The following is a 26,804-nucleotide window of genomic DNA, read 5'->3' on the forward strand; positions in this document are numbered from 1 at the left end:
TTGGTAATTATTGTGTGGTAATATTGAGCTATATTATAAAATTGTGGAGGGTGCATTTGAATGATAGATAAGAAACTTTTTGAAACAAGATTAAATAGAATAATAAATCTATATGACGACCTAGATAATCTTATAGAAACACTTCCTGTAAAGCTTCCTGAAGGTGCTAAAGAACAGGTGAAGAAAATCATTTTTAGCAATAAAGAAATAAATGATGTTATCGCTGGATTTAAAGAAAGAAGACCCCCAAGACTTATTCTAGTAGGTAGAACGGGGGTTGGAAAAAGCAGTTTAATTAATGCAATCTTTGGAAAATACATTGCTAAAACAAGCCCAGTAGAAATCGGAACTAATCAATTGAGTAGATATAACTATGAAATTGAGGGAGACATTCTTTTTGAAGTTATAGATACAAGGGGGATTGCTGAATCTACTAATGATAAAGAAACTACAGCAGAGGAAGATTTCAAAAATGCAATCGAGGATTTTGACCCAGATGCTGTACTTTTTCTATCGGATGCCACAGAGCGGGCGAGAATGGATGAAGATGTAGATTATATTAAGAAACTATATAAAGAAATCGGTACAGAAATTCCATTGGTTACTGTGCTCACTCACGTTGATGACTTAGAACCTTCAAGGATAAAAGAGCCCGAAAAATATACAAGCTCAAAATTAAGAAATATACAAGATAAAAAAGCACAAATGGAAAACTTACTTAAGAACTTAAATGTTGCTTGTTCAACGGTAATACCAGTATCAACTTATATAGAATGGAACAAGGAAGACCCACATTTATTAAGCGTCCAAGAACAACAAGAACTTACTATTGATTTCGATGGAAGGTACAATATTGGTGAATTAATAGATTTTTTGGAAAATAATATAGATTTTCGTGCTTCCATATATTTAATGATGACTGCAAGGATTGATACTGCAATTAGAAAAATATCTAACCTGATTATCAATGGTTTTGCTATTGCAAGCTCTACTATAGCACTTACTCCAATTCCGTTTAGTGACATAGCAATACTAGTACCGCTACAATTAATACTAGTAATATTCATTGCATACTTAAGTGGATCTGATATTGATAAGGATACTGCAAAGGAATTTTTACTTGGTATTGGTGGTGTCGGCGTTCTTGGTTTTGGATTGAGAACCTTTGCTCAACAAGGAGGTAAGCTCCTTAACCTAGTATTGCCAGGGTCGGGAAGTGCCGTGAGCAGCACACTGGCTTTCTCTGGGACTTATGCCATTGGGAAAACAGCTCAAGCATATTATATCGATAAAAAAGGTAAAGATGAACTATATACAATAATGAAAAAAGCAAGTGAAGAAGGTAAAGATAAAGCACCTGAATAAGGAGGGGGATTTTATGTGGTTGAATGTTGATATACCCACTAAAAAAGTCACGATCCATGAAGATGATTGTTCATACATACCTAAAGGTGATTCCAAATATAAAAAGTTGAATGGCTTACTCCGTGATGGAGGATGGCTACATTTTAAGAATAGAGATGAAGCATTACTTGAATATGAACATAACTACAAAGAGTATGAGCGGGGTTATTGTTTTACGTGCTATACTAGCGCAAAATGATATTGAGAGGAGTTGAGGAACTCAATGATATTTTTTAGTCATACACACAGTGACAAACAAATAATTGAACCAATAGCACAAATCTTTGCTAACACGTTTGGTCAAGAAAATATATTTTACGATAGCTGGTCAATACAGCCAGGTGATGGGATCATTGATAAGATGTCTGAAGGACTATCAAAATGTAAATTCTTTTTTTTCTTTGTTTCCAAAAATAGTTTACAAAGCAGCATGGTTCAGCTCGAATGGCAGAATATGTTGATGAGAGCAAGTAACAATACGGGTATAAAATTCATACCTGTAAAATTGGATGATTGTCTCATGCCCATTATACTCTTACAAACATTGTACATTGATGTATATGGAAAAGGCCTAGAATATGCAGTTAGACAAATGGTTGATGTTGTTAATGGGAGAAATACATATAGTCCTGGGTTACAAAGATACGAAAATGTTCGAGGGTATGTGACAAAGCTTTCTATTAGTGAAGTAAACATAGAATTTAAAGCTGAGTCTTATGCAGAGCCGATCTCAAGATATCTTATATTGTTAGATAACAATGAAAGCGAAATAGAATTCAAAGTTACAAACGAAAGTATGTATAATAATAGCTTCACTTCAAATATTCAATTAAATGACGGGACACATGCTAATGCAATTTTTATTGGTGTAAGTAGGAGTACAACACCAACATTTCCATTGAAAGTGAATGTAAAGAGCAAAACAAATTCACCTATTCAGTTAAAAGGACTAATGAGAGCGACATCAGATGACCAGTTTAGTGGCATACCATTAATTCATGTTTAGGCCGTAGCAGGAAACAAGTCAAATGTATATTGAAAGGGTAGAAGGTAATACAGATGTTCCCCTCTACCCTTTATTTTATTTTACCCTATCCAACGTTACGGTGAACCGTATCATAAATAAATTGATGAAAAGAACAAAAAGAAATAAACTTACCTTTGGTGATTTAGACTAACAAAAATTGAAGTAATTTAATAAGAAGGGGTGTAGTGATGAACAAGCGTGATTACTTAGTAAAGACCTTTTCACGTACCAAGAGGAAAGATTACGAGAATTATATTTTAACTGCTATCTGGCATAAGTTGGACGACATGAATCTTAAACCTGTTAGTCAGCAATATGTAAAACGACAAAATGGCACATATGCTTTGATGGATCTATATTTCCCTCAATTACACATAGGGGTGGAAGTGGATGAAGCATACCATCAAGAAAATCAAAAAGAAGATAAACTCCGTATGGATGATATTATTTCTGCTGTTAATGAGGATTCTATTCATGATTTTCAGTGGTTTAGAATTGATGCCACTAAGTCGATAAAAGAGATAAATGACAGCATCAATGAGATTGTTTCAGTTATCCAAGATAAGGCTTCAAAAACTATTTTGAAGTGGAAAACATATGAAGAAGAATTAAAGCAGTTGAAACAACAAGAATATCTAACCATTTACGATGAGATATCATTCATGGATATAAAGGATATAGCCAATACTGTATTCGGGAAAAATGCTAAAAGGTACCAACGGAGTTATTTTAGGGTGAAAGATAAACTGTGGTTATGGTGTCCGAAACTCTCAATTATAGAAAATGGGGATACTAAATCAGTAGCTGGAGGTTGGCTAAATATATTAGCAGAAGATTGGTTATACATTGATGAATCCCACCAAGATGGGGGAATTGTCAAAGAAAGAAGCGGAAGCTATATGGAAGAAGTTGAATCTGGCCGTGAAAGGGCAGTATTTGCAAAATACAAAGATAATCTTGGATTTAATAGGTATAGGTTTGTTGGAATCTTCAAAGTCTCTGGCATATCTCCCGATAATGAGATGTTTATCAGATACTTACGAGTAAATGATAAATTAAAAATTGTTAGTTAACCAATGAACATAGGCTTATATAAATTTAAAAGTTCAAATATTCTACTCAGAAGCAATGCTTGAATAACACTTTGAGTGTTCCTTTTCGGATAAGGGGTCTGATCTCGAATTAATAGTTTCAAAATTTATGTTACTTTCTATGGAAAGATCAGATGAGTTTATTCAAAAAGATAAAAATGTTAATGATTCAGAAAGATCGCATCTTGTCAAAGCGAAATATGTGAATAAAATTTAAATCAGGTACTCAAACCCCATCTTGAGTATGAGTCCTATTTTAAATCATGGGTCACTTCTGTGCTATTAACTACGCTTTCATTTGAAAATAGATCAAGAGATACTCCATACCGACATTTCGGAGCGAAACAATTAATGGGTTAAAACATTTCCCGCAAAAGTCGTATATCTTTCATTGGGGACTGGCCAAACCTACGGCTGTATTCCCGACTGAAATGCGATGGACTTTCATAGCCTACCTGAAACGCTGCCTCAGCTGCTTCCATGTTTTCCGTTAAAAGCAATCGGCGTGCTTCCTGCAGCCGGAGCTGTTTCTGATACTGGATTGGACTCATGCCCGTGACTTCTTTGAAATGATTGTAGAAGGATGAGGAGCTCATTCTAGCTTCTTTCGCCAAATCGGCAACCTTTAAGGGCTGAGCGAAATTTTTGTTCAACACCCCAATCGCCTTTGCAATCCGGTGGGCTTGACTACCTACAAGTGCAAAATGCTTCAAGGACTCATTCTGTTCATTCTGTAGTACCCGGTAAATAATCTCACGTTTGATACTTTCAGCTAGGACTGGTATATCCTTAGGGTTTTCCAATAGCCGAATAAGCCGTAATACCACATCGAGGAGCGAGTCATTTATCCGGCTGATTACTAGTCCACGTCCTGGGGAGCTATTAGGTTTTTCTTGGTTCGATGATTGAACGACTTCAAAGATCTGACTCATTTCAAGCTGCAAATGAACACATAAATAAGGTTTTTCAGGTGTAGCCTTTACAATTTGCCCGGTGATCGGTAAATGAACAGAAGCAGTCAAATAACTGGCCGAATCATACTTATAGCTTTCTTCCCCGAGCAAGACCAATTTTGATCCTTGGGCCACAACACATAAGGACGGTTCATAAACAGAGTAAACCGGTTCGGAAATCCGAGAGGAACGAACAAATCTCAAGCCTGCTATAGACGTCTCATGCGTTCCGTCCGTCGTTACATTTCTTTCAATCAGCTCTGCTAATTCCTTCATTTGCTCCATGGACAGCTCCCCCATCTTTTCCAGCAAATTTATAGATATCTTACACTATACTATATTTTATTGGAGGATTAGGCAATAATTGTGTATTTTTCCGCTACCCCCTCTTTGGCTCAAAAGTTCATAATGAATTTATGATGAGACACTTTAATTGGAGGGGTAGAAATTGAGCAAATTTCTGTCATTCGCTCTTTAGTACGCTTTTTTATGTTATCTTATCCTGCAAAAAATGGAGTGCCATCATCGTATAAATAAGGAGGTTATGAAATGAAAAAAGAACATGATCATTTACATCCCTATTTGGGAACCTGGGTGACCGCGGACGGCTATATTCGTCACGAGCTGCTTCCGAACGGACGATACGACGAAGCTCGTGGTGACCGCAAAAGTGCCTACCAAGGCAACTATACCATCAAGGGCAATCATATCGACTATATTGATGATACAGGCTTTACTGCCGATGGTGATTTTATCAACGGGGTGCTTTACCATGCAGGTATGGTGTTATATCTGGAAGAACTCAGTGAAGGGAGCAAATAATGATGTCTGCACTTAATGAAAAAGTTGTTGTGATTACAGGGGCAAGCAGCGGAATTGGTGAAGCAACAGCCCGACTGCTTGCAAGCTTGGGCGTTCATCTTGTTATCGGGGCAAGACGTATGGAAAGACTAGAGGCATTGGCATCTGACATTCTTTCGGATGGTGGTTCTGTAGTCGTTCAACAGCTCGATGTGACAGAATTAGAACAGATGCAGGCAATCATTAGATTAGCCCAAAGTCGTTTTGGACGGGTGGATGCTATAGTCAACAATGCAGGGGTAATGCCGCTCTCTCCTTTGGAAGCATTGAAGATCGAGGAATGGAACCGAATGATTGATGTCAATATTCGCGGTGTCCTCCATGGCATTGCCTCTGGTCTTCCTGTCATGAAAAAACAAGGTTACGGTCATTTCATAAATATCGCTTCCACCGGTGCCTACGAAGTTAGCCCGACAGCTGCTGTCTACTGCGCGACCAAATATGCAGTACGTGCAATAACGGATGGATTGCGTCAAGAGACTGTAGGGCAAGATATCCGTGTAACCCTGTTATCGCCAGGGGTAACGGAATCAGAACTAGCTGATAGCATTACCGACAACGATGCAAGGGACTTCATGAAGGAATACCGGCGTACCGCTCTGCCAGCAACGGCCATTGCTCGCGCTATTGTCTATGCGCTTGAACAGCCAGAAAATACAGATGTAAGTGAAGTGGTCATTAAACCAATGGTGTGAGGAAACCTTAGGTAGAGACTAGTATGTAAGAGGATTTAGAAATTCAATTGGGGGATGAGTATATAAATTCTTGATAACTATTAACAAGACAGTACTCTTCCCTTTTCTTAACCGAAACAGCTGATTAACGCTTGTTAATCAACCCTTTAAGTTAATTCTGGTTATTTTGATGGTAATCCACTTAGAAAAAGTGGAAAAGAGACAGCAAAAACTGTCTCTTTTTAGTGTGTTATTAAAAACCTACCGATGATTCATCTCATTCGGATGCGGGCCTTTCCGTCTGTCCAGGTTAAGGCTATTAATGCTTTCCATTTCTTCATTGGTTAGCTCGAAATCAAAAACGTTAAAGTTTTCTTCGATTCTGGAAGGCGTTACGGATTTAGGAATAACGATCGTGTTGTTCTGTAGATGCCAGCGCAGCACTACTTGGGCTGGTGTTTTGTCATGGGATGCTGCGATATTTTTGACAGCATCGTTTTTTAGGATTTCCCCGCCTTGTTCTAATGGGCTCCATGCTTCCACAAAGATGTCATGCTTGGCGGCGAACTCTTTGATGTCGTTTTGGGCAAGATGTGGATGGCATTCAACTTGGTTTAGAACTGGTTTTACGTCACATTCGTCTAGCAGACGTTGTAGATGTTCGATTTCAAAGTTGCACACGCCGATCGCTTTGACACGGCCGTCGTTATAAAGCTTTTCCATCGCTTTATACGTGTCCACATAGTCATCATACTCTGGTGTCGGCCAGTGGATTAAGTATAGGTCAACATAGTCCAGACCGAGTCTTTCCAGGCTTTCATCAAAGGCACGCAAGGTGTTTTCATAGCCTTGATCGCTGTTCCAAACCTTTGTTGTGATAAACAAATCTTCGCGTGGAACGGATGATTCCTTGATCGCCTTTCCTACACCTTCTTCATTTTTGTAGATCATCGCGGTATCGATAGAGCGATAACCAACTTCAAGCGCTTTGGATACAGCTTTTGCTGCCTCGTCATTTTCTACTTGCCATACGCCGAATCCGAGCTGGGGCATTTTCAATCCGTTGTTTAAAGTAATATAGTTCATTGGTTCACTCTCCTTTTTTATTTACCGTAATACTTTTATAAAGGGAATGCAATTAATCTAACCGGGGAATTGCATTTATATTCTTTTCGGCAGTATACTCCCTTTTAAAGACGACTCTTGCACATAAGATAATTTGTGCAAGGTCCGCGAAAAAGCGGGGTTTTCCTTGGAAATGAAGTAGAATACTGTGTATCTAAATAAATAAAAAAGCTCCCCTTCTGTGCTGTAAAGGAGAGCTTTTGGTGTCTTATTGACTACTTATTCTGCAGGTTCAAGGTCTTCAATGGACTCGATATCCATATAGGATGGTACAGCCAAGCCAATCTTGGCACCTTCTAGATTTGGTCCTAAGTCTTCAAATTGCCCTTCATACTCTTCGTATAAAGCACCGTGAGTTGCAGGCATCCATGGAGATAGCGTAGCATCGGAATCGCCTGTTGCAACTGCCTCAAACATGACGGAAGGATCAACTGGTGTAAGGGAAACATTGAACCCTTTTTGTTCTAAAACAATTTTTGCCACATTCGTTGAAAAGCTTTCGGCATCCCAAGGAGTTAAAACTAAATCTATTGGGGTACCATCAACAGAATCTACTCCTTCTGTCCATTCTTCAACTATTTCTTGATTTTCATCCACCCATTCTTGTGCTACTTTTTCAAAATCAAAATCCATTTCTTGAGCTTTTAGCAATGCTTCTTCCAATACTGGTAGTTCCCAGTGGAATCTATCCAGAATCGTATATGCACCTGGCATGTCGTCCTTTAAGCCTTCTCTTACAAGTGTAGCAATGTGTTCTTCCTCACCAAAGACACCTTGTGGATCTTCTAAGTACTTAATATCAAATTTTGCAAACATATAGTGAGGGGACCACGCAGCAACAACAATCGGTTCTTCTTTTTCCATTGCCTCACCTAACGCGGTAAGCATGGCAGCTGATGAAGAGGTTTTTTGTTCCCAACCAGCGAGACTCTCATACTCAGCTATAGCTTTCTCGTTTGTCTCTGTTTGTCCGGCGCCAGGTTCAATCCCGGTAATAGTATATTCCATTTCTTCACTCACATTTGCCGTGGACTCGTCGTTTGAATTGCCTTGCCCACAGCCTGCTATGGTAAGCGATAAGGATAAACCAGCAATTACCCCTAGTTTCTTCCAGTTTAAGTATGACATGATGTAATACACTCCTTAGTATGGTATTCTTACTATTTTTCTACGTATAATCTCCATAATGATTGGTTTATATTAATTTTTATTAAAAAGGTAAATAGGAGATTTAAAAACGACTAACTTAAATATTACATCTTTCCTTCTGATAAAAACAAACAGTAAAAATAGTTAATTTTGTACAAAAAGTACATACAGTTAAAATTTTCTTAACTTTAATTGTCTATTACATTTGTTTCCTTCTAAATTCCATCACATTCTACCCAATGTGAATTTTTTACTATAGTGAATAAGAAATTTGCTGTACCAATTGGCTTCGCTCTTAGGATAGATAAGCATGTCCGTCGATTCCAAGATAGGAAAAGTGTGCAAGGAGACAATAAAATACTTTATGTAGGTAGATATTCAAATCAAACGAGGAGCACTCCTATAACGCGTCTTCCATAGTTAGGGAGAAGTAGGTAAGCATAACATGAAGGCGCCTTTTTCCATTAAATGTATATAAATAGTAAAGAAAATGATATATTGGAATAGAAATGATAATTAAAGGAGTATAGGTATGGAATTCCCCTTCAAATTGGAGCCAAGAGATTTTCGAGCCTTTACAAAAAATGCCCGGGTCTATTCTCAACGCTTGAAAAAAGTACGACTAGGATTATATTTTCTTTTGGTTGTAGCTACCTTTTTCATCCATTTCCAGTCTTCCAATCTAACAGATACGTTCATTCAAACCCTGGTTTTTGCCGGAGTGGTTTTTCCTGTTTTGGAGCGGTTGGCTTTTTATGTGAGGGATCGCTTTTTCTTTCATAAGGCTTTATTGAAAACGCGACATGCAATCATAAATGAAAAAGGAATGACGTTTCACTCGGATACTCAACAACAGTTCTACCTCTGGGAACATTTTGATCAAGCCATAGAAGATGACTCCTATTTTTACCTCTATGGGAAAGATGGAAAAGGAACGATCATACCGAAAAGGGAGTTAGAGTACGAGACTGCCACTGAATTCCGGGAGTTTCTTCAAACACATGTCGACTCACTCAAACACGATGAACCGTCTCCTATACGAATAGTAATCCCGGCACTGCAAGCAGCCTTGCTAATAATGGTGCTGTCCTTTTTCTTCATCTAAAAGCTGCCGGAACAGCAGGAACACGATTCCCTCTCAATCCCAAAAGAAGAAATCTATGATTTGTTCATTCATGCCAATATAGAGAAGCCAGTGGATGAAGTCCTGGAAGAGGATTTGAAGCTTAGGCCGGGAGTTACCTTTGAGGAAATAGAAGGGTTGTCTGAACAGCTAAGCAAGGTAAACACAGGGGAATTATTTTCAGAGAAAAAGTATCAACTGGCCACCCTTTTAGAGAAAGCAGAGCAACTCTTCTATGATAGGGATTTGCCAAAAGAGCAAACGACAGTAACATATGGGGGAGAAAGTGAACATTGGAAAGTCATGGATTACACCATAAAAGCGAATCCGGCGTTGTTCCGAACCTTTGCTGGGAGGATATATATGAAAGGCGAGGAATTGTTTCAGGCGGATTACTTCAAAGCGGCGGTCCATATTGTGGTGGATGGAAGGGACGACATCCCGCTTCATCAACAAACATTCTCCACCGAAGGAAAAGATGTGGATCCGGGAGATTTGGAAATCTCCGAGCAATCGACCGGGGAGTTTTCGGCAGAAATAAACGAGGGGAACCGCTTGCTATCGAGGATATTTCGGAAGTATACATCATCGTGGAGTGGAGAGGCGAAATGGAAGAGGATATACAGGAAGAGAGAATTACATTGCAACCTGTAAAAACGCAAACATAATCGCTGACCTTAAGGATTCTAGTAAACTAGGAAGCTATGAAAAGTTGGATTTGGGATACCTTTCCAAACTAAGGAGAATGATAGATGGTATTAAGATACCGTATCACGCTTGATGATTTGATCGCTTTGCAAAGAGAATCTTTGGCAAATTCAAAAATGCATACCAAAAGGAAAAAGAGCGGTACGACAATCTTTCCTCTCTTTGTTTTTCTTTTCCCGTTAGTAATGCTAGGGAGATTTCCCCTTATGATCGAGGCACTGCTAGCATTTGCTATTGCATGTAGTGTCTCTTTAAGCTTTTCTCCATTTTATGATTGGTTCACCATGTTTCATGTCAAAAGGCTGTATAAAAAGGCGAAACCTGTTCATTTAGGAGACTATGAAGTGGTGATCACGGACTCTGGCATTGAAAGAACGACAGATAACTTTCATGACCGTTATTCATGGGATGAATTTGAAAGAGTCGGTGAAGATGAACACCACTTTTTCCTTTATGTATCAGAATTATTTGCCGTTATTTTAAAGAAAGAGCCTTCTAATTTAAGTGTTGCGGAGAGAGAAGAGTATCAACGTTATATAAGAGAGAAAGTGAACTGGATGAATCAAGGAGGTACCTCCCAGCTATAATTACGAATTACTGTGGGTGGCTTGCTTCTGGTCAAAAGGAGAAAAACCCTCCGATATAAGAGAATTGTATCCTCGGTAGTGTCCAAGGATACGCTTTTTGTATTCTTCCAGCAACTTTTCATTTTTTTAAATAAATTAAACTTTTTCAGAACCTATCCCGTCCTATTGTAGAGGTGGAAAAATGGATGATCAGGAATTAGAATTCGGGGAAATCATGATCCGCTATGGTACGGATATTAAGAGGATTGTCTACATGTATGTTAGAGATTATTCATTAGCTGACGATATTACGCAGGAAACCTTTATTAAGTGTTTCACACATTACCACCAATTTAGAGGGGACTCGCTAAGGAACTGGCTGATCCAAATAGCAATCAATCGCTCCAAAGATTATTTGCGGAGTGCTTACAAAAAACGGACATTATTAGGAGAAAGTCTTATCAATCTACTAAAAAGCCCCTCAGTGGAAACAAAGGTTCTTGAGAAGAGCATAGAGGAAGATGTGACTACATGCCTTATGAACCTTCCTGTTAAGTACAGAGAAATCATTACATTATATTATTATGAAGAGCTGACAATTAAGGAAATAGCCGACACATTAGAGAAGAATGAAAACACAATTAAATCCCGGTTGAGTAGGGCCAAAGACTTATTAAAGAAAGAGGTGTCCAAGAATGAATGATGAATTCTTTCAGGCATTAAAACAGAGAATGGATAACTCTTCAGAATTAACAAAAGTCGAATTCACAAAAAAGAGTAAAGCGCAGGTCTTGGAAAAATTACATCGTAAAAATGCTGAGAATCGGCACAAAAGAAATCATTGGAGGATTACAATAAGTTTTGCTCTAACGGCAATCTTATTGCTGGGTATTGGCTATATTGGATTTGGTGTCATAAAGGATGGCAATCAATTCAACTCTTCTTCCGAAAATAATCCATCAATTAGTGAGAATGATGATTCTTCCAAAGAGTCCAAAAAAGACCAATTAACCAAAAAAGCTATCAAAAAGCTTATGATGCATGCAGAGGAAAATTTCACGACAGCAAAAGGCGAATTCACCTATCACCGGAGCACGATAGATTTGAATGAGGAAGTTCAGTTTAGGCTTAGTTTGGAGGACCCATTTGGAGGCTATGCCACTTCTCGAAGTATCGATGGCGGGAGTGAAAACAACTACTACTTTAATGAGGATTTTATCTGGGAATTAGATGAGTCGGACAGAACTTATTTTAAAACAGAAAATCAAGATAGGAAACCCGGATTAAAACCTGTTACTCAATCATTGTTTCCACGACATATGGCCATGAATTACCTGGCAAGCATGGATTTGTGGTCGATTGAGGAGCAGAATGCAGAGCTAAATGGCAGGAAGGTCTTTATCATCGCAGGTGAGCTTAGTGATTATGGAAAAGAACATAATGCAGCAGATTCTTTTCGTTTTTGGGTGGATAAGGAGACCGGAATATTAATCAAATATGAAATATATGGTATGGACGGAGATATCATTGATTCTCTTTATACGATAACTTTGGAAGTAGATGAGGACCTGGAGGAGTTTGAATATGAGCCAGACTTAAAGGGTTACAGGTCTTTGGATTAGTTAACGCGTTAAAGGTTATGGAGGTATGGAAATGGAAGAAAAGAAGTCCACATGGAAAAGTTACGCATTCGTAATACTTAGCGTATTAGTTCCCTCTCCATTGCAATCTTAGATCCTATTGCTACTGTGACGGATGAGACAATTGGTTCCATGTTAGTTTGGTTCATACTACAGGCACAGTTGTCTCGATTATTTTAGCCATCACTCTTTTAAAGATGATAGGGAAAAGAAAATGGTACCAGTAATTGCCCTTGCGTTAACACTCTTAAATATCCTTGTATTATTGTTTTTCTTTTGGTTCGGGATCAATTTAATGTAGTTAGGTATTGCAGAAAATTCTCCGCCTTAATCGAATTATTTTCCGGATCATAATATTGGAGATCATTCCAGTAATCTATCTCAACCCTAATGGCACTAATATTTCCATGGCTTATTGGAATGTTCCATCATGAAAAGGTTATAAAAATAAAATCACCCCTAGACTACAAAGTTCAATAGCATCTAAACAACCTTGGGGTATCTGATTGAATATGAAAGATCTTTAGTTGGCGGCCATTTCAAAATCTGCTGTTCGTTCTGTCTGTAAACAACGAAGCAGGGTTATGACCCTGCTTCGTTGTTTACGGTATAATTTTATTTGATGGTTATCCCGAGAGTTATGTTTTCTGTCTAATTTATAGAAAAATGCATCCAGTTATTTCAGTGCTTCCTCTTTTACAGATATAACTAGTAAATTATCTTTGCTAGTTGTTAATCACTGGTAATTGACAATCGCCGGGTTCGGATCAAGCTTCAATACATCCTCCGCGCTCAACACCGGTTCATCTTTTTGATAAAAGATCTTGAACCCGCCGTATTGGACGGCTTCGTTTCGCACGAACTTGCGGTAGAGCGACATCTTCGTGTCGGAATTGCCCCAGCCATCATAGTTCAGAGCGACTTCCACATTCTCGGTCGGCTTGATGGCTTCTTTATTTGTCAATGCTTCGTCCATGAACTGGTGGACGAGGACGATTTTATCCGGCAAGTCATTTTCTTCTACCATCTCCGTCAGATAGTTCACTGCTTCTTGCACTTCTTCTCCATTCACTTGACCAAGATCGATGCCAGGCGTTTCTCCTTCTTTCACGTGGAACTCAGTATCAATGGCCAAATGCACGTAAGGGAGCTTTAGCCATTTTTCCAACAACTTCACTTGATTCAATACAGAATCCGTTCCCAGTTGGACATCCAGCATAAGCAGCGCATCGTTTTCTTTGGCGAGCTCGGCATATTCATCGATTTGCTCCGGTGATGTCCTGTGGAAATACTTTCCTTCGGGGCCGGGGTTACGCTGTGCCACCGTTGAAATCAGCTCGATCGTCGGAATGGCCGGACGGGACGGATCGGCATCTGAATAAGCCTGCGTTTGTTCTTTTAACTTTTCCATCAGTGCGTCGGGTTCCATTTCACCAAGGATGCCCATATTGGTAGAGTTCGGGTGCCCGTAGTAGGCTACAAGTCTATGATCCTTCAAAGGGCCTTCGGTTTTATCCTCGGCTCCTTCTACCAACGTTTCTCCGACTGGAACCATCCTTGTGCGATCATCTCCGTGCGCTTCGGCTTTCGGCATCTGTTCCAACTCTTCTTCAGACAGTTTATCCTTGAGTGGTTCGGCGTCTTCCGACGGCTCTAACGGTTCATAAGGCTGAGGGGGCTTCGTTTCTTCCTTTTCCTGTTCTTCCTGTTTTTCATCTGTTTCTTTGGTTTCTTCCTTCTTATCTCCTGAGGTGCTTTCTTCCGACTGCTTGTCTTCTTTGTTTTTTTCGTTGTCGCCGTTTGTAGAGGTGTTCTCTGAACAAGCGACCAGGAAAAAGACCAGGAGAACTCCCGAGAGTAGCAGGGCTAATTTTTTCATGTTGTCACTTCCTTATGTATGGATTTCCTTCATCTATGATTCTATATCTATTCCCTAATTTCAATAGTTTAATAGCAAACAGGTATATTTTAGCATGAACACCTCGTGAAAGGTAATGCCATAGAACCATGCTGTTGTATGCATTTATAGGGGAGACGATGTAAAACAAAAAGCCGGAGCCTATGCGGGGCGGAGTAGGCCAACGCATGGGTTCCGGCCATCATCATTGGTGAAAAATAGCAGTTCTCCTTCTGCTAATCAAACTCACATTTCTTCTTTGATGCCTTTTTTGACCAGCCACCAGTTTGCCGGATAGCTTGTCAGGAATCCGAAAATCATCGCAATTTGCATCATGAACCAATAGTTCATCTGGTGGGGCTTTGGAGGTTCGGCGAAGATGACATAATGCACGAGGGCCATCCAGCCAAACATGCCTACTTCGAACAATATCAGGGAAAGCGTATCCGCCTTGATCGAATTTTTAAGGTTTTTCAACACACCGGCGTCTTTATTCATTGGATAAATAGCGAAAAATTGAAATAGAATGCCGAATAAATATGCCAGGGTGAACTGTACCGCATAATGGGCGAATAAAGTGGTGCCCAGGATGGTGAAACCGGTCAGCGTGACAATCGGTACGCCGAACGCATCCCCTAGTGTACACCCTGATGAACAGTGGCTTGTTGAAAAGTACACCTTTGCAGGGAAGCCGCGGTCGTCCTCCGTTTCCGAATCTTTCGCTTTCAATCGTCCCCATTTGAAATAAGTCCAAACCGCATAAGGACCAAGAAACCAACCATTGATCGGCCAGACGATGTTCATGATCCACATCATTTGCGGGTGTCTGATAATGTCGACAAGGATGATGAGGGAGGATAACAAGCCGATTCCTATCGCAATCCAGGCTATCGTAGTCAGTATGCTCATTTTGTATCACCTCTCCAAAACTATTCCCAGTTATTCCATACAAAAACATCAGCTTCTACATGAATATCCTCTTACATTTATCCCGGGTGCGGCTGCTGTACCGCCTATTGGACTTCTGTTTCTATCACTTGGCCAATGCCTGGCATATATCCCTTTTACTATTCTTTTCAAAGACATATTCCGCTGTTCATATTACGTTCATAAACGTCGTATATAATCCAACAGGTAATGAACATTTTTGCCAATCAATCGATGGACTCTTATGGAATTGACAAGGAGTAAAAGGCAAGGGACGACTATCCAGAGATGATTTATCCGTAGATTTTATCCGAAATATAAACAGAAACAGGAGGATCAGCATGCAAAAGAATAATAAGAACAATAACACTAAAGGCAGCGGCGAGTGGGCTGTCGAAGCGAAAGGGATCGTGAAAACGTTTGGAGAAAACCGGGCGGTGGGCGGCGTAGATTTACAGGTGCCCACAGGCTCGATTTACGGAGTGCTTGGACCGAACGGGGCGGGAAAGACGACCGTCATCAGAATGCTGGCTACCTTGCTGCGGCCGGACGCCGGTTCTGCAAGCATCTTCGGCCATGACGTGGTTAAGGAGCCGCATATCGTCCGGCAATTGATCGGAGTGACGGGGCAATATGCTTCTGTTGACGAGTCACTCAGCGCTACCGAAAACTTGATGATTTTTTCCCGCCTGCTGGGCCTCGGGAAAGCGGAGGCAAAAAAGAAGGCGGATGAATTGTTGGAGGAATTCGGTTTGACGGAAGCGGCAAAGCGGCCGTTGAAACACTTTTCGGGAGGTATGCGCAGGAGATTGGATTTGGCTGCCAGCCTGATTGCCCAGCCGCCGCTCATTTTTCTGGATGAACCGACGACAGGGCTTGATCCGCGCACGCGAAACCAAATGTGGGACACCATCCGGCGTTTGGTCAAGTCAGGTTCGACCGTCCTTTTGACGACACAGTATTTACAAGAGGCAGACGAGCTGGCCGACCGGGTTGCAGTCATCGATCATGGCCAAGTCGTTGCGGAAGGTACGGTAAATGAGTTGAAAGCATCGATCGGCACCTCATCCTTGCACCTGGGAGTGCAACATGACCGGCAGATGCAGGATGCTCGGCTCATTGTTGAACGGGTATTGAATGTCCGGTCCACAGTTTCCACGGAAGGCGGCAAAATCACCGCGCCGATGGCAGATGTCGACCGGATGACGGACTTGTTGATTGCCTTAAGAGAGTCGGATATTCAGTTGGCTGAATTAAGCGTACAGAAACCAAGTCTGGACGAAGTGTTTTTGACGATTACCGGTCAAGGTGCTGGAACTCCCGATGAAACCAATAATAAAGCAGTGGAGGTATAAGTATGGATAGTACACAAATAAAACCTGCTCACGAACGGAAGCTTCGCAACAAAACGAGCTTCCGTCAATCGGTGAGAAATTCATTCATCATGGCCATTAGAGGGTTGATCAAGATACGGCGCACGCCGGAGCAATTGTTCGATGTGACGTTGCAGCCGATCATTTTCACCTTGATGTTCACGTATATTTTCGGCGGTGCCATCTCTGGCGATGTGCAAAGTTATTTACCCGTCATCATTCCTGGTATTCTCGTGCAGACGGTCATTACCACGTCGATTGTAACGGGTGTACAACTGCGGGAGGATATGGACAAAGGGGTATTCGATCGATTTAAATCCTTGCCGATTGCCCGAATTGCCCCTTTGGCCGGAGCGTTGTTGGCGGACAGTATCCGCTACACGATTGCCACCGTGCTCACTTTTACGATGGGATATGTCATGGGACTCCGTCCTGAAGGTGGATTGGGGTATGTCTTGATTGCAGCGCTCCTCGTGATTGGCTGTGCTTGGGCGATTAGCTGGATTTTTGCCTTTTTCGGCGTGATTGCACGGACGGCTTCCAGTGTCCAAGGCATTTCGATGATTGTATTGTTTCCGCTGACGTTTCTTTCCAATGCGTTTGTCCCGGCTGAAACCATGCCGGATTGGCTGCAATGGTTTGTGAAAATAAACCCGATTTCCCATCTGGTCACAGCGGTCAGAGATTTGATCAATGCGGGGTCCATCGGCTGGGATTTTACGCTCTCCTTGGTGGGGGCAGCTATCATTGTGGCCATTTTTGCACCATTGACAGTAAGGACTTATATGCGGAAGGCATAGTGATAAAGCGCGTGATGATATAAAATAGGAAAAAGAACAAAGGGAATCGCAAAACTGGCCGGCGATTCCCTTTAGTTGATAAAAAGGAATGAACTGCATGGCTAAAATATTGATGGTAGATGATGATTCCAACATCCGGGAATTGATTCGGGTGATTTTATCCAAAGAAGGACTAGCGATCGTGGAGGCGGAAGACGGAGAAGCAGCCCTGTCCGTACTGGAAAAGGAAAAAATAGATTTGATCATCCTGGATATTATGATGCCGAATATGGATGGTTGGGCATTTTGCCGGGAATTGCGCAGCTACTATTCCGCCACGCTGCCGGTCTTGATGTTGACGGCAAAAGGTGAAACAGCCCAAAAAGTGAAGGGCTTCGACCTTGGCGCGGATGATTATTTGGTAAAACCGTTCGCTCCTGCTGAACTGGAGGCACGGGTGAAAGCACTGCTTAAACGTTATCAGGTGACCATATCGAACCAAATGGAAATAGGCAATGTCCTTATTGATCGTGCAGCTTATAAGGTGTTTATCGATAAAGAGGAAATATACTTGCCGCCGAAAGAATTTGAATTGCTGTTCAAGCTTGCGGCTCAGCCGCAAAAAACGTTCTCCCGGGAACAATTGATCGAAGACATTTGGGGATTTGACTACGAGGGCGATGAACGTACGGTGGACGTCCACATCAAACGGTTGCGGCAGCGCTTTTCCCGAGACGACTGCCCGTTTAAAATCGCGACCGTCCGGGGCCTCGGATATCGTTTGGAGGTGAGGCAGTGAAGCGATGGGAATTCATTAAACGAAGAATTATGCCCATTTTGGGTGTCGCTGCTGCTTTATTGATCGGATGGTCCTGTGCCTATTGGTTAACCTCTCTATTGTATGACGCGATAGGATATCATCCACATGGTCTTGTCAAGCAGCTGGTCAATTCGATCTTCGGTTTTTTGTTGTTTGGGTTTGCTATGCATTTTATCAGCCGAACAAAATGGATGAGGAACAATCAGGAGAAATTCCTGCATCCGATCATCCAGGCAATGAAGATGATGGCGGAAGGAAATTTCAATATCGACCTTTCCTTTTATCAAACACAATTTCGGGACCAGGGTGATCATCCATACTCCAGAATTGTCGAGAGCATCAGCCATATGGCGGACAAACTCGGGGAAATGGAGGAAATGCGCCAGGAATTCATCTCCAATGTCTCCCATGAAATCCAGTCCCCCCTGACATCCATTAGCGGATTTGCCCATGCGCTGAAAAATAAAAGCTTGAGCCAGGAAGAACGCGACCATTACCTGCAAATCATTGAGACGGAAAGCTATAGGCTGTCCAAGCTGAGTGAAAATTTATTGAAGCTCACTTCTTTGGAGTCCGAGCATTTAGCTCTTGAACAAAATGAATACCGGCTGGATCACCAGCTGCGCCGCATCATCCTTGCCAATGAACCGCAGTGGACCGAGAAAGAAATCAACATGGACGTTTCCCTGGAGAACGTAACGCTCAGGGCGGATGAAGAATTGATGGACCAAGTATGGACGAATCTTCTGCATAACAGCATCAAATTCACCCCTGCCGCTGGTACTATTGGAGTGAAAGCGAATAAAACCGCTGAAAACAGCGTGGAGGTAAGGATTTCAGACACAGGGATCGGGATGGAGAAGGAAACCTTGGTGCATCTGTACGAGCGTTTCTACAAAGCAGACAAATCAAGAAACCGCAATGCTGGAGGTAGCGGTCTTGGTTTGTCGATTGTCAAAAAGATCATTGAATTGCACAACGGACATATCCACGTTGATAGTGAGCTTGGAAAAGGGACGGAGATTACGGTGGAATTGGTTTTATATTATTAAAGTACTCAATAGGATTTCTTATCCAACCAAAACAAAGTAAACCAAAAAGTAACAGCGCAAAGGATGGTAGAAATGAAAACTATTGGACGCAAGATGACCAAAAAGAGTTCCAAATCTATAAAAAAACCTGCAATAGTGGCTATCATAAGTGCGGAAAAATTGTAAAACAACAAACTAATTATGTGATTAAGGTTATACTTGTCAGAGATTTTATCCCAAATATATGATATTAATAATCCAAATATCAATATAGCTGGAAAAATAAACATTGCAATAAAGAATAGCCAAAAATAAAAAGGAAAAGTTTCATTCGGAAAACTGTTAAGCTCTAGATATGTTGTGATTACCAGGGTGTAAAAGATTGATGAGATTAAACCTGCTTTAATTTTTTTCTTGAACATACCTTTCCCCCCCTTAAAATCTAAAGAAAATATATAACTCTTAGGGTTACTTTATCATATTAGATAACTCCAAGAGTTAACTATAAAAGGGAAAGAGGACAATGATTATTATTTCGTTTCTCTTTACATCTATATTGCAATTCTATTAAAACCACCAAAAGAGACTGCCTCCTATGCGATATCTATAGCAGAAAAAACATAGGAGGTAATCACTATCAAATACTTAACACTAGTCACATTACTAATTTTAGGATTAATCGTGTTTGCAGGCGAAGTATCTGCAAGCAGCAAGTACACGGTCGAATCAGGCGACGTGCTATCGGAAATATCAATGAAACATAACGTGAGTGTCGATTCCTTGCTGGAGTATAACTCCTCCATTACCAATCCGGATGTCATTTTTGCCGGACAAACGATCACCATACCGGACGCAAAAGGGGAAACCTTTAGAGTATCTGCTTATACAGCAGGCTATGAATCAACCGGAAAACACCCAGGAGACCCGGGGTATGGCATTACAGCATCGGGGACCGAAGTTCAAGAAGGGGAAACGATCGCCTGTCCGCCATCCTTCTCCTTTGGGACAGAAGTCTACATTCCATACTTTGATAAAACATTCACTTGTGAAGACAGGGGAAGTGCCATCACCAAAGGGCGGATGGATGTTTATATGGAGGACGTAGAAGATGCGTTGGAGTTTGGCGTCAAGGAATTGAAAGTTTTGTATTAGAATAGTTTTGAAAACATTGAAGCCAGTCCCTTTCTCGAGAAGGAGGGGGCTGGTTTTTAGATTCTTATGAATGACCGCACAGGTATCTTTTCATAAGCGTCAAATACTCATCGATAAGACTCTCCATCGTATTTAATTTTTGCTAAGGAGATGTGCAGATGTCATTTCAACTATATTGTAGTATTCATAAAGTACATCTATTGTCTCCCCCGATGTTTAATTTTACAATGCTTTGTTCATGTCTGGAATGGTTAATTGATTCTTAAAGGGATATTTCATAGTAGTTTCTAAAATAGCATTTATCCTTTACGGTAAGATACAAAAACAACCCTGCTTAAATGGGTTGTTCTTTTTCCTAAATACTTCAGGACTAATAGTAGGGAAATCAACATAATAATTGGCAAGATTAAGATCCATCTAGATGGGATCTTACCTATTCTTGAGACTTTCAGTATAAACATATGAAAAAAATATAAAACAAACAATGCAAAAAATCTTTGGTAGTAGGTTCTTAGTAGACTTTAACTTTAGTGCAATGGTGTACTTTTCTTGCTGTATAGGCCCTGGGTTCATTGTTAGATTACTCAATCCGAAACAACCAAATAACTATTATTTTTTTGACCAAGGTTGAAATGCAAGATGCATTAATAGAGGAACTAAGAGACCAGCCACAAAAATCATCAAAAGTATTGATAAACCCCTTGGCCAAGGTATGCTTGCTATTAATGGTAAAACTATCATGTACAAAATGTCTAAAATCACGGTCCTCAGTTTATTTTTTTTAAGTTTGATATTTTTATAGCTTAAGAATAAAACACCTGCTAATGATAATATTACCCATTGCCATATAAATGCATCATCATTTGGAAGGTAGTATCCAAAATAACCCGCTATGCTTGCTGCAATCAACACATAGCCAAACCAAGAATTAAGGTGTAATGATCCTTTGTTTTTTTTAAGTACATACTTTCCCATAAAGGAACCAACCTCCATCAACTCTAAGTACTTATATACTAACATAGGCTAACCCATTGAAAATAAACACTTACTAAATAAAAGAGACCCTTTAAGGCTCTCTCTTATTTATAGGTGATAATTCTTCCATTTCTACCAGTATCCAAGTTCTAAAGGAGGGTAACTAAATACTGGTTTAATATATACACCTTGTCCACTTCCTAGCGCCCAAATAATCATGCCGGATAAGGTGGTCAAAGAGGGTACAGAAAGAATTCCGAGAATTGTAGTCACAACTGTTCCTACAGGGCCTGATGTGGCAGATCCAAGAGCAATTAAAGCTGCCTGCAATGCATAAGGACCCGCCTGAGCTGCCGCAACTAAACCAAACGCCCCTCCTACTAAATCAGTGTGACTTATATATAAAGCTCCATTTTCTACATGGAATTGAGGTGTTACAGTACGTTTTGAGGCTTGAGGTAATTTATAATTTAGAACATTGTCATTTAATTTTTTATAGTCTTCTTCAGAAAAATTGTAGTCGTTGATTAATTCTTTCTTTGTTAGGCTAATGTCTAGCGTATTATCTTTTTTGTTGGGCACGAAAAACTCCCCAACTGAAATAACTTTATCTAAAAATTCTTGTTCACTTTGGCTTAATTCGATATCACTGAGATTTACTTTTTTCATTGCTTCATTTTATTTCTCCTGTGTAGTAGTTGTAGCACTTACGGAAGGCCCTACTAAGGTAAAAATCATTGAGAAAATTGTTAACACCACGAAAGCCTTGCCAACCAACGATTTCTTGAGATAACTCATGAGAATTCCCCCTATTAAAATATTGTTAGACACCTTAAAATAAGCAAAAGGTATCTCTGTTATTAGGGTAACAATCTTTTCCAATTTTTTTCGATAGGCTAATAGTGGGAGTCTATCGACTTATTTTGACATTTTATTGTAGATAAAAAATACTAATTGAATTGGTATAAAATAATCTAATGTCTTATAAAAAGTTTTCATTGAGGAAATATTATATTCGAAATTATTGAAATTTAACGAATAAATTCTTACCCTACACCATCAGGGATTTGCTATAAGGTTATTAATTGAGTGCTTGCTTTCCATTATTAGATTCACCCTTCTATACAACCATATGGCTGGGTGGGGATGTTTTAACTATCATATGAATATTCATAGAGACGAATTACCTCATTATCCACTTTTTAAGGGAATATCCAATTCGATAACTATTAACCATTCTAATGTACTTTGATTGAAAAAATGGTGGTATATAATGTAAGAGTCTAGGTGGATCATAATACTTAATAACCAGAAAGTTTTTGTGTGAGAACTCATTTCTTTAGTTCGTTGACATCAGAACTCGGTATGCTAAGTTATGAGTACAGGAAAGGGGTGACGGAATGGAAAAACGCTTAAAACTTATATGCTGCAGTCTTGCCTTATTGGGGTTTGTCCTGTTGCTTACGGGGTGTGGCAGTTCCAAAGAAGAATCAGAAACCGCGGAAAAGGATGCCGCTGTCGAATCGGAAGAAAAGTCAGACGAACCAGCTGAAGAGGAAGATGTTTTAGATTCCTCGACGGATTCAGAAGAGACTGAATCGGAGGATACTTCTTCAAGTTCGGAAACAACAAGCAACAAAAGTTCATCTGAGAACGCTGGAAGTGAAGAAAGCGATCCGTTGGGAGAATATTCTTCAGAGGAAATCGAATACGCAAGGGTTTGGCTGCAGCTAGGGCCGAATCAGGAAATCGATGAACTGAATGTTCATCGTATATCAGTTGGCGAGCTGATCAATCCCGACGATGAGACGAGTGCTGTCTATCCGGAGGATGTCATCCAGTTAGCAGGTTCCCGGTTAGTGGATGGTTCTGTTACATATAGCAGCAACGGTGACGGAACAATCAATGTATATAACGTGCCATTGCGCTGGGAAAGCGGCGATCCTAATGTAGATGAAAACTTCATGAAGGAGTACACAGAAGGTATTATCGAAGACACGGAGAAAGTCTACGTTGAACCAGGCGAGGAAGAAGAAGTTAAACGGCTCATTCAATTGATGAAAATCCATTAAACTTAGTCAATTGTTTGATAGAAAGCTGATCTGCATGGGAACTAAGGGCATTTTCCTTACTATGCTGTTGAACTGCACCCTCCAATTTCTGAAGAATTCCTGTTGATTTTTTCTTCTTCGTCACTGTTTAGAAATCAAACACAGATAGAAGAATTTGTCTAGATCATGTAGAAATCAGACCACGAAAACCTAGCGAAGGCAAGATACGGAGACTCCTACGGGAACAGCATGAGCTGAAATTTCCGCAAGAAAGCGGTTGGTGCTTTCTGAGGAAGATGAAGCCATGCCCGTGGAACGCGTAGTATCTTGCCGTAGCGATACGAAGCACGCATCAAACAACTGGATAAAAGGTGATTTAATACTTTGAGTCCATTTTCCTCATACTTAACTCATTAGGGTAAATAAAAAACTATTTCCAAAAACCCAGATCATCGGAGTTAAAATAACCAGCAAAAATAAGCCGGTGAACATATACTTTACGTATTGTTTTCTATTTGTGCCCTCTCTTAATTCCCATAGTCCTAATGTTATAAAGTACAGTCCAATCAAAATTGAAATAATCGGAAGTACAAAAATCAAGACTTCCATCGGACCCCTCCCTGTCAATTATTCTATAAGTCTTTTGCTCATCAGCTGATAAAAGGAATGTTTATGTTGTGTATCTGAGTAACCATAGTGTATCATATGTTTCCATATACTGTATTAAATTCCTTTAAAACCAAAGGTAACTGTTCAAATATTTAGTTGCGCCTAGGTTAATTCGTTGTATCCATTCAGAAGAATGAAGAAGCGATCACCTTGCTGAACAGATTGCAAAAATATAAGCGGTAATTTAAAGGAAAGGGAGGAGAATTAGCTTGGCTGTCGAAATATAAACTTAGTTCTCACTATGTTAAATATTCCAGCCGAAATCCCAATCTGGAATGCCGGTTCCACCGCTCTCGCAAGATCAAGGTCTAGTTAGCTTCATTGAATAGTAGACACCACACATTTATACCTCAGAACATCTTACACTTGGAATCAATCCATATTAAGTCCATTGCTTACCCCGTTCCGTCATTGGCAGGGCAAAATCAATGAACTTAAATCCGGGTTCCCATCCATCTTGATTAAGCTATAGTGCCGGAAAAGCAGGATAGCGACATCAAAACTTTTTGTGCACCATGTTGATTTCCACCTTCACTGACAGTCTTTACTACCACACTTGGTTCTTGAGATTTTTGAATTATCTAAAAATAAAAACGTGATTATTTCATATAAATAAAAAGAAGCTTCAAAGATTCATGGCCTTCAAGGGGGTGATTTATTTCCGGAATTTTGTAAGCGCTTTAAATTATCTAGTAACAAAATCTATTGGACGGTAAGTCATTGGCTTGATGATGAATGAAAATCAAAGGAGGCTGGACAATGGGAGAACCGGAAAAAGTACAAACACTTGATGACAAGCAGAATTGGTATTGGAAGAAAAACATCAAGTTCATTTCGTTTTTACTAGTGATTTGGTTTCTTGTTGGCTTAGGTGGAGGTGTGCTTTTTGCCGCTCCTTTAAACGAAGTTCCCTTTTTCGGGGTGACGTTGTCATTCTGGATTGCACAGCAGGGCGCTATCCTGGTATTTATCCTGTTAATTTTAAGCTATGCCATCAGAATGGACAAATTGGACCGGGAGTATTATGAAAAGAAGGATCAGTAAAAAGAAATAAATTTGCAGGGAGGTATGGCATTGAGTGTAGAAGCAATTACCATCATCATGGTGTTGATTACGTTCGGTCTCTATACAGGGATCGGCTGGTGGTCGAGGGTGAAGGATACGTCTAGCTTTTATGTGGCAGGACAAAATGTTCCCACAGTGGCGAACGGAGCCGCGATTGCTGCAGATTGGATGTCCGCTGCATCGTTTATTTCCATGGCGGGACTTGTTGCGTTTTTAGGATATGACGGGACCATCTACTTGATGGGCTGGACTGGCGGATATGTTTTGTTGGCTTTATTATTGGCACCATACTTAAGGAAGTTCGGAAAATTCACCGTGCCCGATTTTATCGGGGACCGGTTTTATTCCAGCTCTGCCCGTACGGTCGCAGCTATAGCGACAATCTTTATTTCACTCACTTATATTTCAGGACAAATGCGCGGTGTCGGTATTGTCTTTAGCCGCTATTTACAAGTGGACATCATCATTGGTGTATTAATTGGAATGGCCATTGTCGGTTTCTTTGCCCTTCTTGGAGGGATGAAGGGAATCACCTGGACACAAGCAACCCAATATTTCGTCATCATCATCGCCTTTTTAATCCCCGCCATCGCCATTTCGCTACAATTGACAGGTAATCCAGTTCCACAGCTGGCACTTACCGGCAGTGATATCGTGGATCGGCTGACTTCCATCCAGATCGACCTTGGTATGACAGAGTACATGGCACCTTTCACCGATTTATCCATGCTCAATGTGTTCATGATCACGTTGGCATTAATGGCCGGAACCGCTGGGCTGCCACACGTCATCGTCCGTTTCTATACCGTCAAAAATGTCCGGGCCGCCCGTTGGTCAGCGGTATGGGCGATCATTTTCATTGCCCTGCTTTATTTAACAGCTCCGGCCGTCGGCGCGTTTGCGAAGTACAACCTGATCAATACTATCGCAAATCAACCATTGGAGGAAGTGCAAAACATCGACTGGGTGAACAAATGGGAAACAACCGGGTTACTCCAATTCAATGATCTCAACGGCGATGGAATCGTCAATTTTTCAGAAGGAGAAGCAGACAATGAAGTCGTCATCGATGGAGACATCATTGTGCTTTCCACGCCTGAAGTTGCCAACTTAGCACCGTTTATTATCGCACTCGTGGCAACAGGTGGTTTGGCGGCAGCCCTGTCTACTGCGTCCGGGTTGTTGATCACCATGTCGAGTGCAGTCTCGCACGATATTTATTATCGGATATTTAATAAAGATGCTTCCGAAAAACAAAGACTGCGGGTCGGTCGGATTACCTTATTGGTCGCTCTGTTGATTGCCGCCTATGTCGGCATCAATCCGCCAGGGTTTGCCGGAGAGGTCGTTGCTTTGGCATTCGGGTTAGGTGCGGCGAGTCTGTTCCCGGTTATCCTGCTCGGAATTTTCGATAAGCGGATGAATAAAGAAGGGGCCATCGCCGGTATTCTAACAGGCTTGATTTTCACGCTTCTGATGATCGGGCTGATTCTCTCGGAATCGATTTTTGGAACCGATGGAGCTATTTTGGACAGCTTCTTTGGCATCAATGCCCAAGGAGTGGGTGTTATCGGAATGGCATTAAACTTTATCGTGAGTTTCATTGTCTCCCGGAATACGCCTGCACCTCCAGTGGAAATCCAGCAGCTGATAGAAAATGTCCGGGCACCTGAAGTCGACAGCGAGCTGGAAATCGCTGCAACGACAGAAGATAACTGATCAGCCATTGATGAGAAGGGGGTGG

The 26,804-nt window shown here is 40.8% G+C and carries 27 protein-coding genes; 19 read left to right on the forward strand and 8 right to left on the reverse strand.

Translation table 11 applies throughout. The features are described from left to right. Positions 1-60 precede the first annotated feature (60 nt). The 4 genes from ABVF09_RS06895 to ABVF09_RS06910 all read left to right on the forward strand — a co-directional run bounded on the left by ABVF09_RS06895 (position 61) and on the right by ABVF09_RS06910 (position 3,504). Positions 61-1,365, forward strand: a complete 1,305-nt coding sequence (locus ABVF09_RS06895; RefSeq protein WP_371068844.1) for a GTPase family protein — start codon at positions 61-63, stop codon at positions 1,363-1,365. Between the two features lie 13 nt (positions 1,366-1,378). Next, complete coding sequence (locus tag ABVF09_RS06900; protein WP_371068845.1) at positions 1,379-1,603, forward strand: hypothetical protein; 225 nt, start codon at positions 1,379-1,381, stop codon at positions 1,601-1,603. Positions 1,604-1,627: 24 nt separating this feature from the next. Beyond that, the gene (locus tag ABVF09_RS06905; RefSeq protein WP_371068846.1) at positions 1,628-2,410 is read left to right on the forward strand and encodes a toll/interleukin-1 receptor domain-containing protein; all 783 of its coding nucleotides are present in this window, start codon (positions 1,628-1,630) and stop codon (positions 2,408-2,410) included. Positions 2,411-2,619: 209 nt separating this feature from the next. Further along, positions 2,620-3,504 (forward strand): AbaSI family restriction endonuclease, encoded by an 885-nt coding sequence (locus tag ABVF09_RS06910; protein ID WP_371068847.1) that lies wholly within the window; start codon positions 2,620-2,622, stop codon positions 3,502-3,504. Between the two features lie 374 nt (positions 3,505-3,878). Here ABVF09_RS06910 and ABVF09_RS06915 read toward each other — a convergent pair whose 3' ends face one another. Next, complete coding sequence (locus tag ABVF09_RS06915) at positions 3,879-4,760, reverse strand: AraC family transcriptional regulator (protein WP_371068848.1); 882 nt, start codon at positions 4,758-4,760, stop codon at positions 3,879-3,881. Positions 4,761-5,024: 264 nt separating this feature from the next. On the opposite strand from ABVF09_RS06915, the gene ABVF09_RS06920 reads away from it, so the two are divergent. Beyond that, positions 5,025-5,297, forward strand: coding sequence for an Atu4866 domain-containing protein (locus ABVF09_RS06920; RefSeq protein WP_371068849.1), 273 nt, complete (start codon positions 5,025-5,027; stop codon positions 5,295-5,297). Between the two features lie 2 nt (positions 5,298-5,299). Continuing rightward, positions 5,300-6,031 (forward strand): SDR family oxidoreductase, encoded by a 732-nt coding sequence (locus ABVF09_RS06925; RefSeq protein WP_371068850.1) that lies wholly within the window; start codon positions 5,300-5,302, stop codon positions 6,029-6,031. 240 nt (positions 6,032-6,271) lie between these two features. On the opposite strand, the gene ABVF09_RS06930 is transcribed toward ABVF09_RS06925, so the two are convergent. Continuing rightward, positions 6,272-7,096, reverse strand: a complete 825-nt coding sequence (locus ABVF09_RS06930) for an aldo/keto reductase (protein WP_026568852.1) — start codon at positions 7,094-7,096, stop codon at positions 6,272-6,274. 258 nt (positions 7,097-7,354) lie between these two features. Continuing rightward, complete coding sequence (locus tag ABVF09_RS06935) at positions 7,355-8,263, reverse strand: glycine betaine ABC transporter substrate-binding protein (RefSeq protein ID WP_371068851.1); 909 nt, start codon at positions 8,261-8,263, stop codon at positions 7,355-7,357. 553 nt (positions 8,264-8,816) lie between these two features. Between ABVF09_RS06935 and ABVF09_RS06940 the strand changes: the two genes are divergently transcribed. From ABVF09_RS06940 to ABVF09_RS06960, 5 genes are all read left to right on the forward strand, one after another. Next, positions 8,817-9,389 carry a YcxB family protein gene (locus tag ABVF09_RS06940; RefSeq protein WP_371068852.1) on the forward strand — a complete coding sequence of 191 codons (573 nt, stop codon included), beginning with the start codon at positions 8,817-8,819 and terminating at the stop codon, positions 9,387-9,389. Between the two features lie 60 nt (positions 9,390-9,449). Continuing rightward, positions 9,450-10,061 (forward strand): hypothetical protein, encoded by a 612-nt coding sequence (locus ABVF09_RS06945; RefSeq protein ID WP_371068853.1) that lies wholly within the window; start codon positions 9,450-9,452, stop codon positions 10,059-10,061. A 98-nt stretch (positions 10,062-10,159) separates the two neighbouring features. Further along, entirely contained in the window at positions 10,160-10,702 is a 543-nt protein-coding gene (locus ABVF09_RS06950) for a YcxB family protein (protein WP_371068854.1), read from the forward strand. Between the two features lie 181 nt (positions 10,703-10,883). After that, positions 10,884-11,384 (forward strand): sigma-70 family RNA polymerase sigma factor, encoded by a 501-nt coding sequence (locus ABVF09_RS06955; protein WP_371068855.1) that lies wholly within the window; start codon positions 10,884-10,886, stop codon positions 11,382-11,384. Further along, on the forward strand, positions 11,377-12,303 hold the full coding sequence (locus ABVF09_RS06960; RefSeq protein ID WP_371068856.1) for a hypothetical protein: 927 nt from the start codon (positions 11,377-11,379) through the stop codon (positions 12,301-12,303). Before ABVF09_RS06955 ends, ABVF09_RS06960 begins: the two co-directional genes overlap by 8 nt. A 754-nt stretch (positions 12,304-13,057) precedes the next feature. Here the strand turns inward: ABVF09_RS06960 and ABVF09_RS06965 are convergent. Both ABVF09_RS06965 and ABVF09_RS06970 read right to left on the reverse strand, forming a co-directional pair. Beyond that, positions 13,058-14,200 carry a hypothetical protein gene (locus ABVF09_RS06965; RefSeq protein WP_371068857.1) on the reverse strand — a complete coding sequence of 381 codons (1,143 nt, stop codon included), beginning with the start codon at positions 14,198-14,200 and terminating at the stop codon, positions 13,058-13,060. A 264-nt stretch (positions 14,201-14,464) separates the two neighbouring features. Then, entirely contained in the window at positions 14,465-15,127 is a 663-nt protein-coding gene (locus ABVF09_RS06970) for a DUF4396 domain-containing protein (RefSeq protein WP_026772036.1), read from the reverse strand. A 359-nt stretch (positions 15,128-15,486) separates the two neighbouring features. On the opposite strand from ABVF09_RS06970, the gene ABVF09_RS06975 reads away from it, so the two are divergent. From ABVF09_RS06975 to ABVF09_RS06990, 4 genes are all read left to right on the forward strand, one after another. Next, positions 15,487-16,500, forward strand: a complete 1,014-nt coding sequence (locus tag ABVF09_RS06975) for an ATP-binding cassette domain-containing protein (protein WP_371068858.1) — start codon at positions 15,487-15,489, stop codon at positions 16,498-16,500. A 2-nt stretch (positions 16,501-16,502) separates the two neighbouring features. Next, entirely contained in the window at positions 16,503-17,318 is an 816-nt protein-coding gene (locus ABVF09_RS06980; protein ID WP_026568841.1) for an ABC transporter permease, read from the forward strand. A 97-nt stretch (positions 17,319-17,415) separates the two neighbouring features. Beyond that, positions 17,416-18,096 (forward strand): response regulator transcription factor, encoded by a 681-nt coding sequence (locus ABVF09_RS06985; RefSeq protein ID WP_153463992.1) that lies wholly within the window; start codon positions 17,416-17,418, stop codon positions 18,094-18,096. Further along, on the forward strand, positions 18,093-19,169 hold the full coding sequence (locus ABVF09_RS06990) for a sensor histidine kinase (RefSeq protein ID WP_371068859.1): 1,077 nt from the start codon (positions 18,093-18,095) through the stop codon (positions 19,167-19,169). Before ABVF09_RS06985 ends, ABVF09_RS06990 begins: the two co-directional genes overlap by 4 nt. Positions 19,170-19,174: 5 nt before the next feature. On the opposite strand, the gene ABVF09_RS06995 is transcribed toward ABVF09_RS06990, so the two are convergent. Continuing rightward, positions 19,175-19,570: a hypothetical protein gene (locus tag ABVF09_RS06995; RefSeq protein WP_371068860.1), complete on the reverse strand. Its 396-nt coding sequence runs from the start codon at positions 19,568-19,570 to the stop codon at positions 19,175-19,177. A 259-nt stretch (positions 19,571-19,829) separates the two neighbouring features. Here ABVF09_RS06995 and ABVF09_RS07000 point away from each other — a divergent pair, with 259 nt between their 5' ends. Then, positions 19,830-20,300, forward strand: a complete 471-nt coding sequence (locus tag ABVF09_RS07000; protein WP_237648666.1) for a LysM peptidoglycan-binding domain-containing protein — start codon at positions 19,830-19,832, stop codon at positions 20,298-20,300. A gap of 609 nt (positions 20,301-20,909) precedes the next feature. On the opposite strand, the gene ABVF09_RS07005 is transcribed toward ABVF09_RS07000, so the two are convergent. Together ABVF09_RS07005 and ABVF09_RS07010 are read right to left on the reverse strand one after the other, a co-directional pair. Next, positions 20,910-21,275: a hypothetical protein gene (locus tag ABVF09_RS07005; RefSeq protein WP_371068861.1), complete on the reverse strand. Its 366-nt coding sequence runs from the start codon at positions 21,273-21,275 to the stop codon at positions 20,910-20,912. Positions 21,276-21,407: 132 nt separating this feature from the next. Continuing rightward, on the reverse strand, positions 21,408-21,944 hold the full coding sequence (locus tag ABVF09_RS07010; RefSeq protein WP_371068862.1) for a hypothetical protein: 537 nt from the start codon (positions 21,942-21,944) through the stop codon (positions 21,408-21,410). Between the two features lie 731 nt (positions 21,945-22,675). Here ABVF09_RS07010 and ABVF09_RS07015 point away from each other — a divergent pair. The 3 genes from ABVF09_RS07015 (at position 22,676) to ABVF09_RS07025 (ending at position 26,779) form a co-directional block, all read left to right on the forward strand. Beyond that, the gene (locus ABVF09_RS07015) at positions 22,676-23,347 is read left to right on the forward strand and encodes a hypothetical protein (protein ID WP_371068863.1); all 672 of its coding nucleotides are present in this window, start codon (positions 22,676-22,678) and stop codon (positions 23,345-23,347) included. A gap of 1,407 nt (positions 23,348-24,754) precedes the next feature. Further along, positions 24,755-25,039 (forward strand): DUF4212 domain-containing protein, encoded by a 285-nt coding sequence (locus ABVF09_RS07020; protein ID WP_026568834.1) that lies wholly within the window; start codon positions 24,755-24,757, stop codon positions 25,037-25,039. 30 nt (positions 25,040-25,069) lie between these two features. After that, entirely contained in the window at positions 25,070-26,779 is a 1,710-nt protein-coding gene (locus ABVF09_RS07025; RefSeq protein ID WP_371068864.1) for a sodium:solute symporter family protein, read from the forward strand. Positions 26,780-26,804: the final 25 nt, after the last annotated feature.

The organism is Sediminibacillus sp. JSM 1682029, from assembly GCF_041366435.1.
GTDB lineage: Bacteria > Bacillota > Bacilli > Bacillales > Amphibacillaceae > Sediminibacillus > Sediminibacillus terrae.

Coding starts and splice junctions, on each gene's coding strand:
- ABVF09_RS06940 (WP_371068852.1), top strand. CDS start 8,817: ATGGAATTCCCCTTCAAATTGGAGCCAAGAGATTTTCGAGCCTTTACA.
- ABVF09_RS06935 (WP_371068851.1), bottom strand. CDS start 8,263: ATGTCATACTTAAACTGGAAGAAACTAGGGGTAATTGCTGGTTTATCC.
- ABVF09_RS07005 (WP_371068861.1), bottom strand. CDS start 21,275: ATGGGAAAGTATGTACTTAAAAAAAACAAAGGATCATTACACCTTAAT.
- ABVF09_RS06895 (WP_371068844.1), top strand. CDS start 61: ATGATAGATAAGAAACTTTTTGAAACAAGATTAAATAGAATAATAAAT.
- ABVF09_RS06960 (WP_371068856.1), top strand. CDS start 11,377: ATGAATGATGAATTCTTTCAGGCATTAAAACAGAGAATGGATAACTCT.
- ABVF09_RS06970 (WP_026772036.1), bottom strand. CDS start 15,127: ATGAGCATACTGACTACGATAGCCTGGATTGCGATAGGAATCGGCTTG.
- ABVF09_RS06995 (WP_371068860.1), bottom strand. CDS start 19,570: ATGTTCAAGAAAAAAATTAAAGCAGGTTTAATCTCATCAATCTTTTAC.
- ABVF09_RS06955 (WP_371068855.1), top strand. CDS start 10,884: ATGGATGATCAGGAATTAGAATTCGGGGAAATCATGATCCGCTATGGT.
- ABVF09_RS06965 (WP_371068857.1), bottom strand. CDS start 14,200: ATGAAAAAATTAGCCCTGCTACTCTCGGGAGTTCTCCTGGTCTTTTTC.
- ABVF09_RS06980 (WP_026568841.1), top strand. CDS start 16,503: ATGGATAGTACACAAATAAAACCTGCTCACGAACGGAAGCTTCGCAAC.
- ABVF09_RS06925 (WP_371068850.1), top strand. CDS start 5,300: ATGTCTGCACTTAATGAAAAAGTTGTTGTGATTACAGGGGCAAGCAGC.
- ABVF09_RS06915 (WP_371068848.1), bottom strand. CDS start 4,760: ATGGAGCAAATGAAGGAATTAGCAGAGCTGATTGAAAGAAATGTAACG.
- ABVF09_RS06920 (WP_371068849.1), top strand. CDS start 5,025: ATGAAAAAAGAACATGATCATTTACATCCCTATTTGGGAACCTGGGTG.
- ABVF09_RS06900 (WP_371068845.1), top strand. CDS start 1,379: ATGTGGTTGAATGTTGATATACCCACTAAAAAAGTCACGATCCATGAA.
- ABVF09_RS07020 (WP_026568834.1), top strand. CDS start 24,755: ATGGGAGAACCGGAAAAAGTACAAACACTTGATGACAAGCAGAATTGG.
- ABVF09_RS06985 (WP_153463992.1), top strand. CDS start 17,416: ATGGCTAAAATATTGATGGTAGATGATGATTCCAACATCCGGGAATTG.
- ABVF09_RS06930 (WP_026568852.1), bottom strand. CDS start 7,096: ATGAACTATATTACTTTAAACAACGGATTGAAAATGCCCCAGCTCGGA.
- ABVF09_RS06950 (WP_371068854.1), top strand. CDS start 10,160: ATGGTATTAAGATACCGTATCACGCTTGATGATTTGATCGCTTTGCAA.
- ABVF09_RS06910 (WP_371068847.1), top strand. CDS start 2,620: ATGAACAAGCGTGATTACTTAGTAAAGACCTTTTCACGTACCAAGAGG.
- ABVF09_RS07015 (WP_371068863.1), top strand. CDS start 22,676: ATGGAAAAACGCTTAAAACTTATATGCTGCAGTCTTGCCTTATTGGGG.
- ABVF09_RS07010 (WP_371068862.1), bottom strand. CDS start 21,944: ATGAAAAAAGTAAATCTCAGTGATATCGAATTAAGCCAAAGTGAACAA.
- ABVF09_RS06905 (WP_371068846.1), top strand. CDS start 1,628: ATGATATTTTTTAGTCATACACACAGTGACAAACAAATAATTGAACCA.
- ABVF09_RS06975 (WP_371068858.1), top strand. CDS start 15,487: ATGCAAAAGAATAATAAGAACAATAACACTAAAGGCAGCGGCGAGTGG.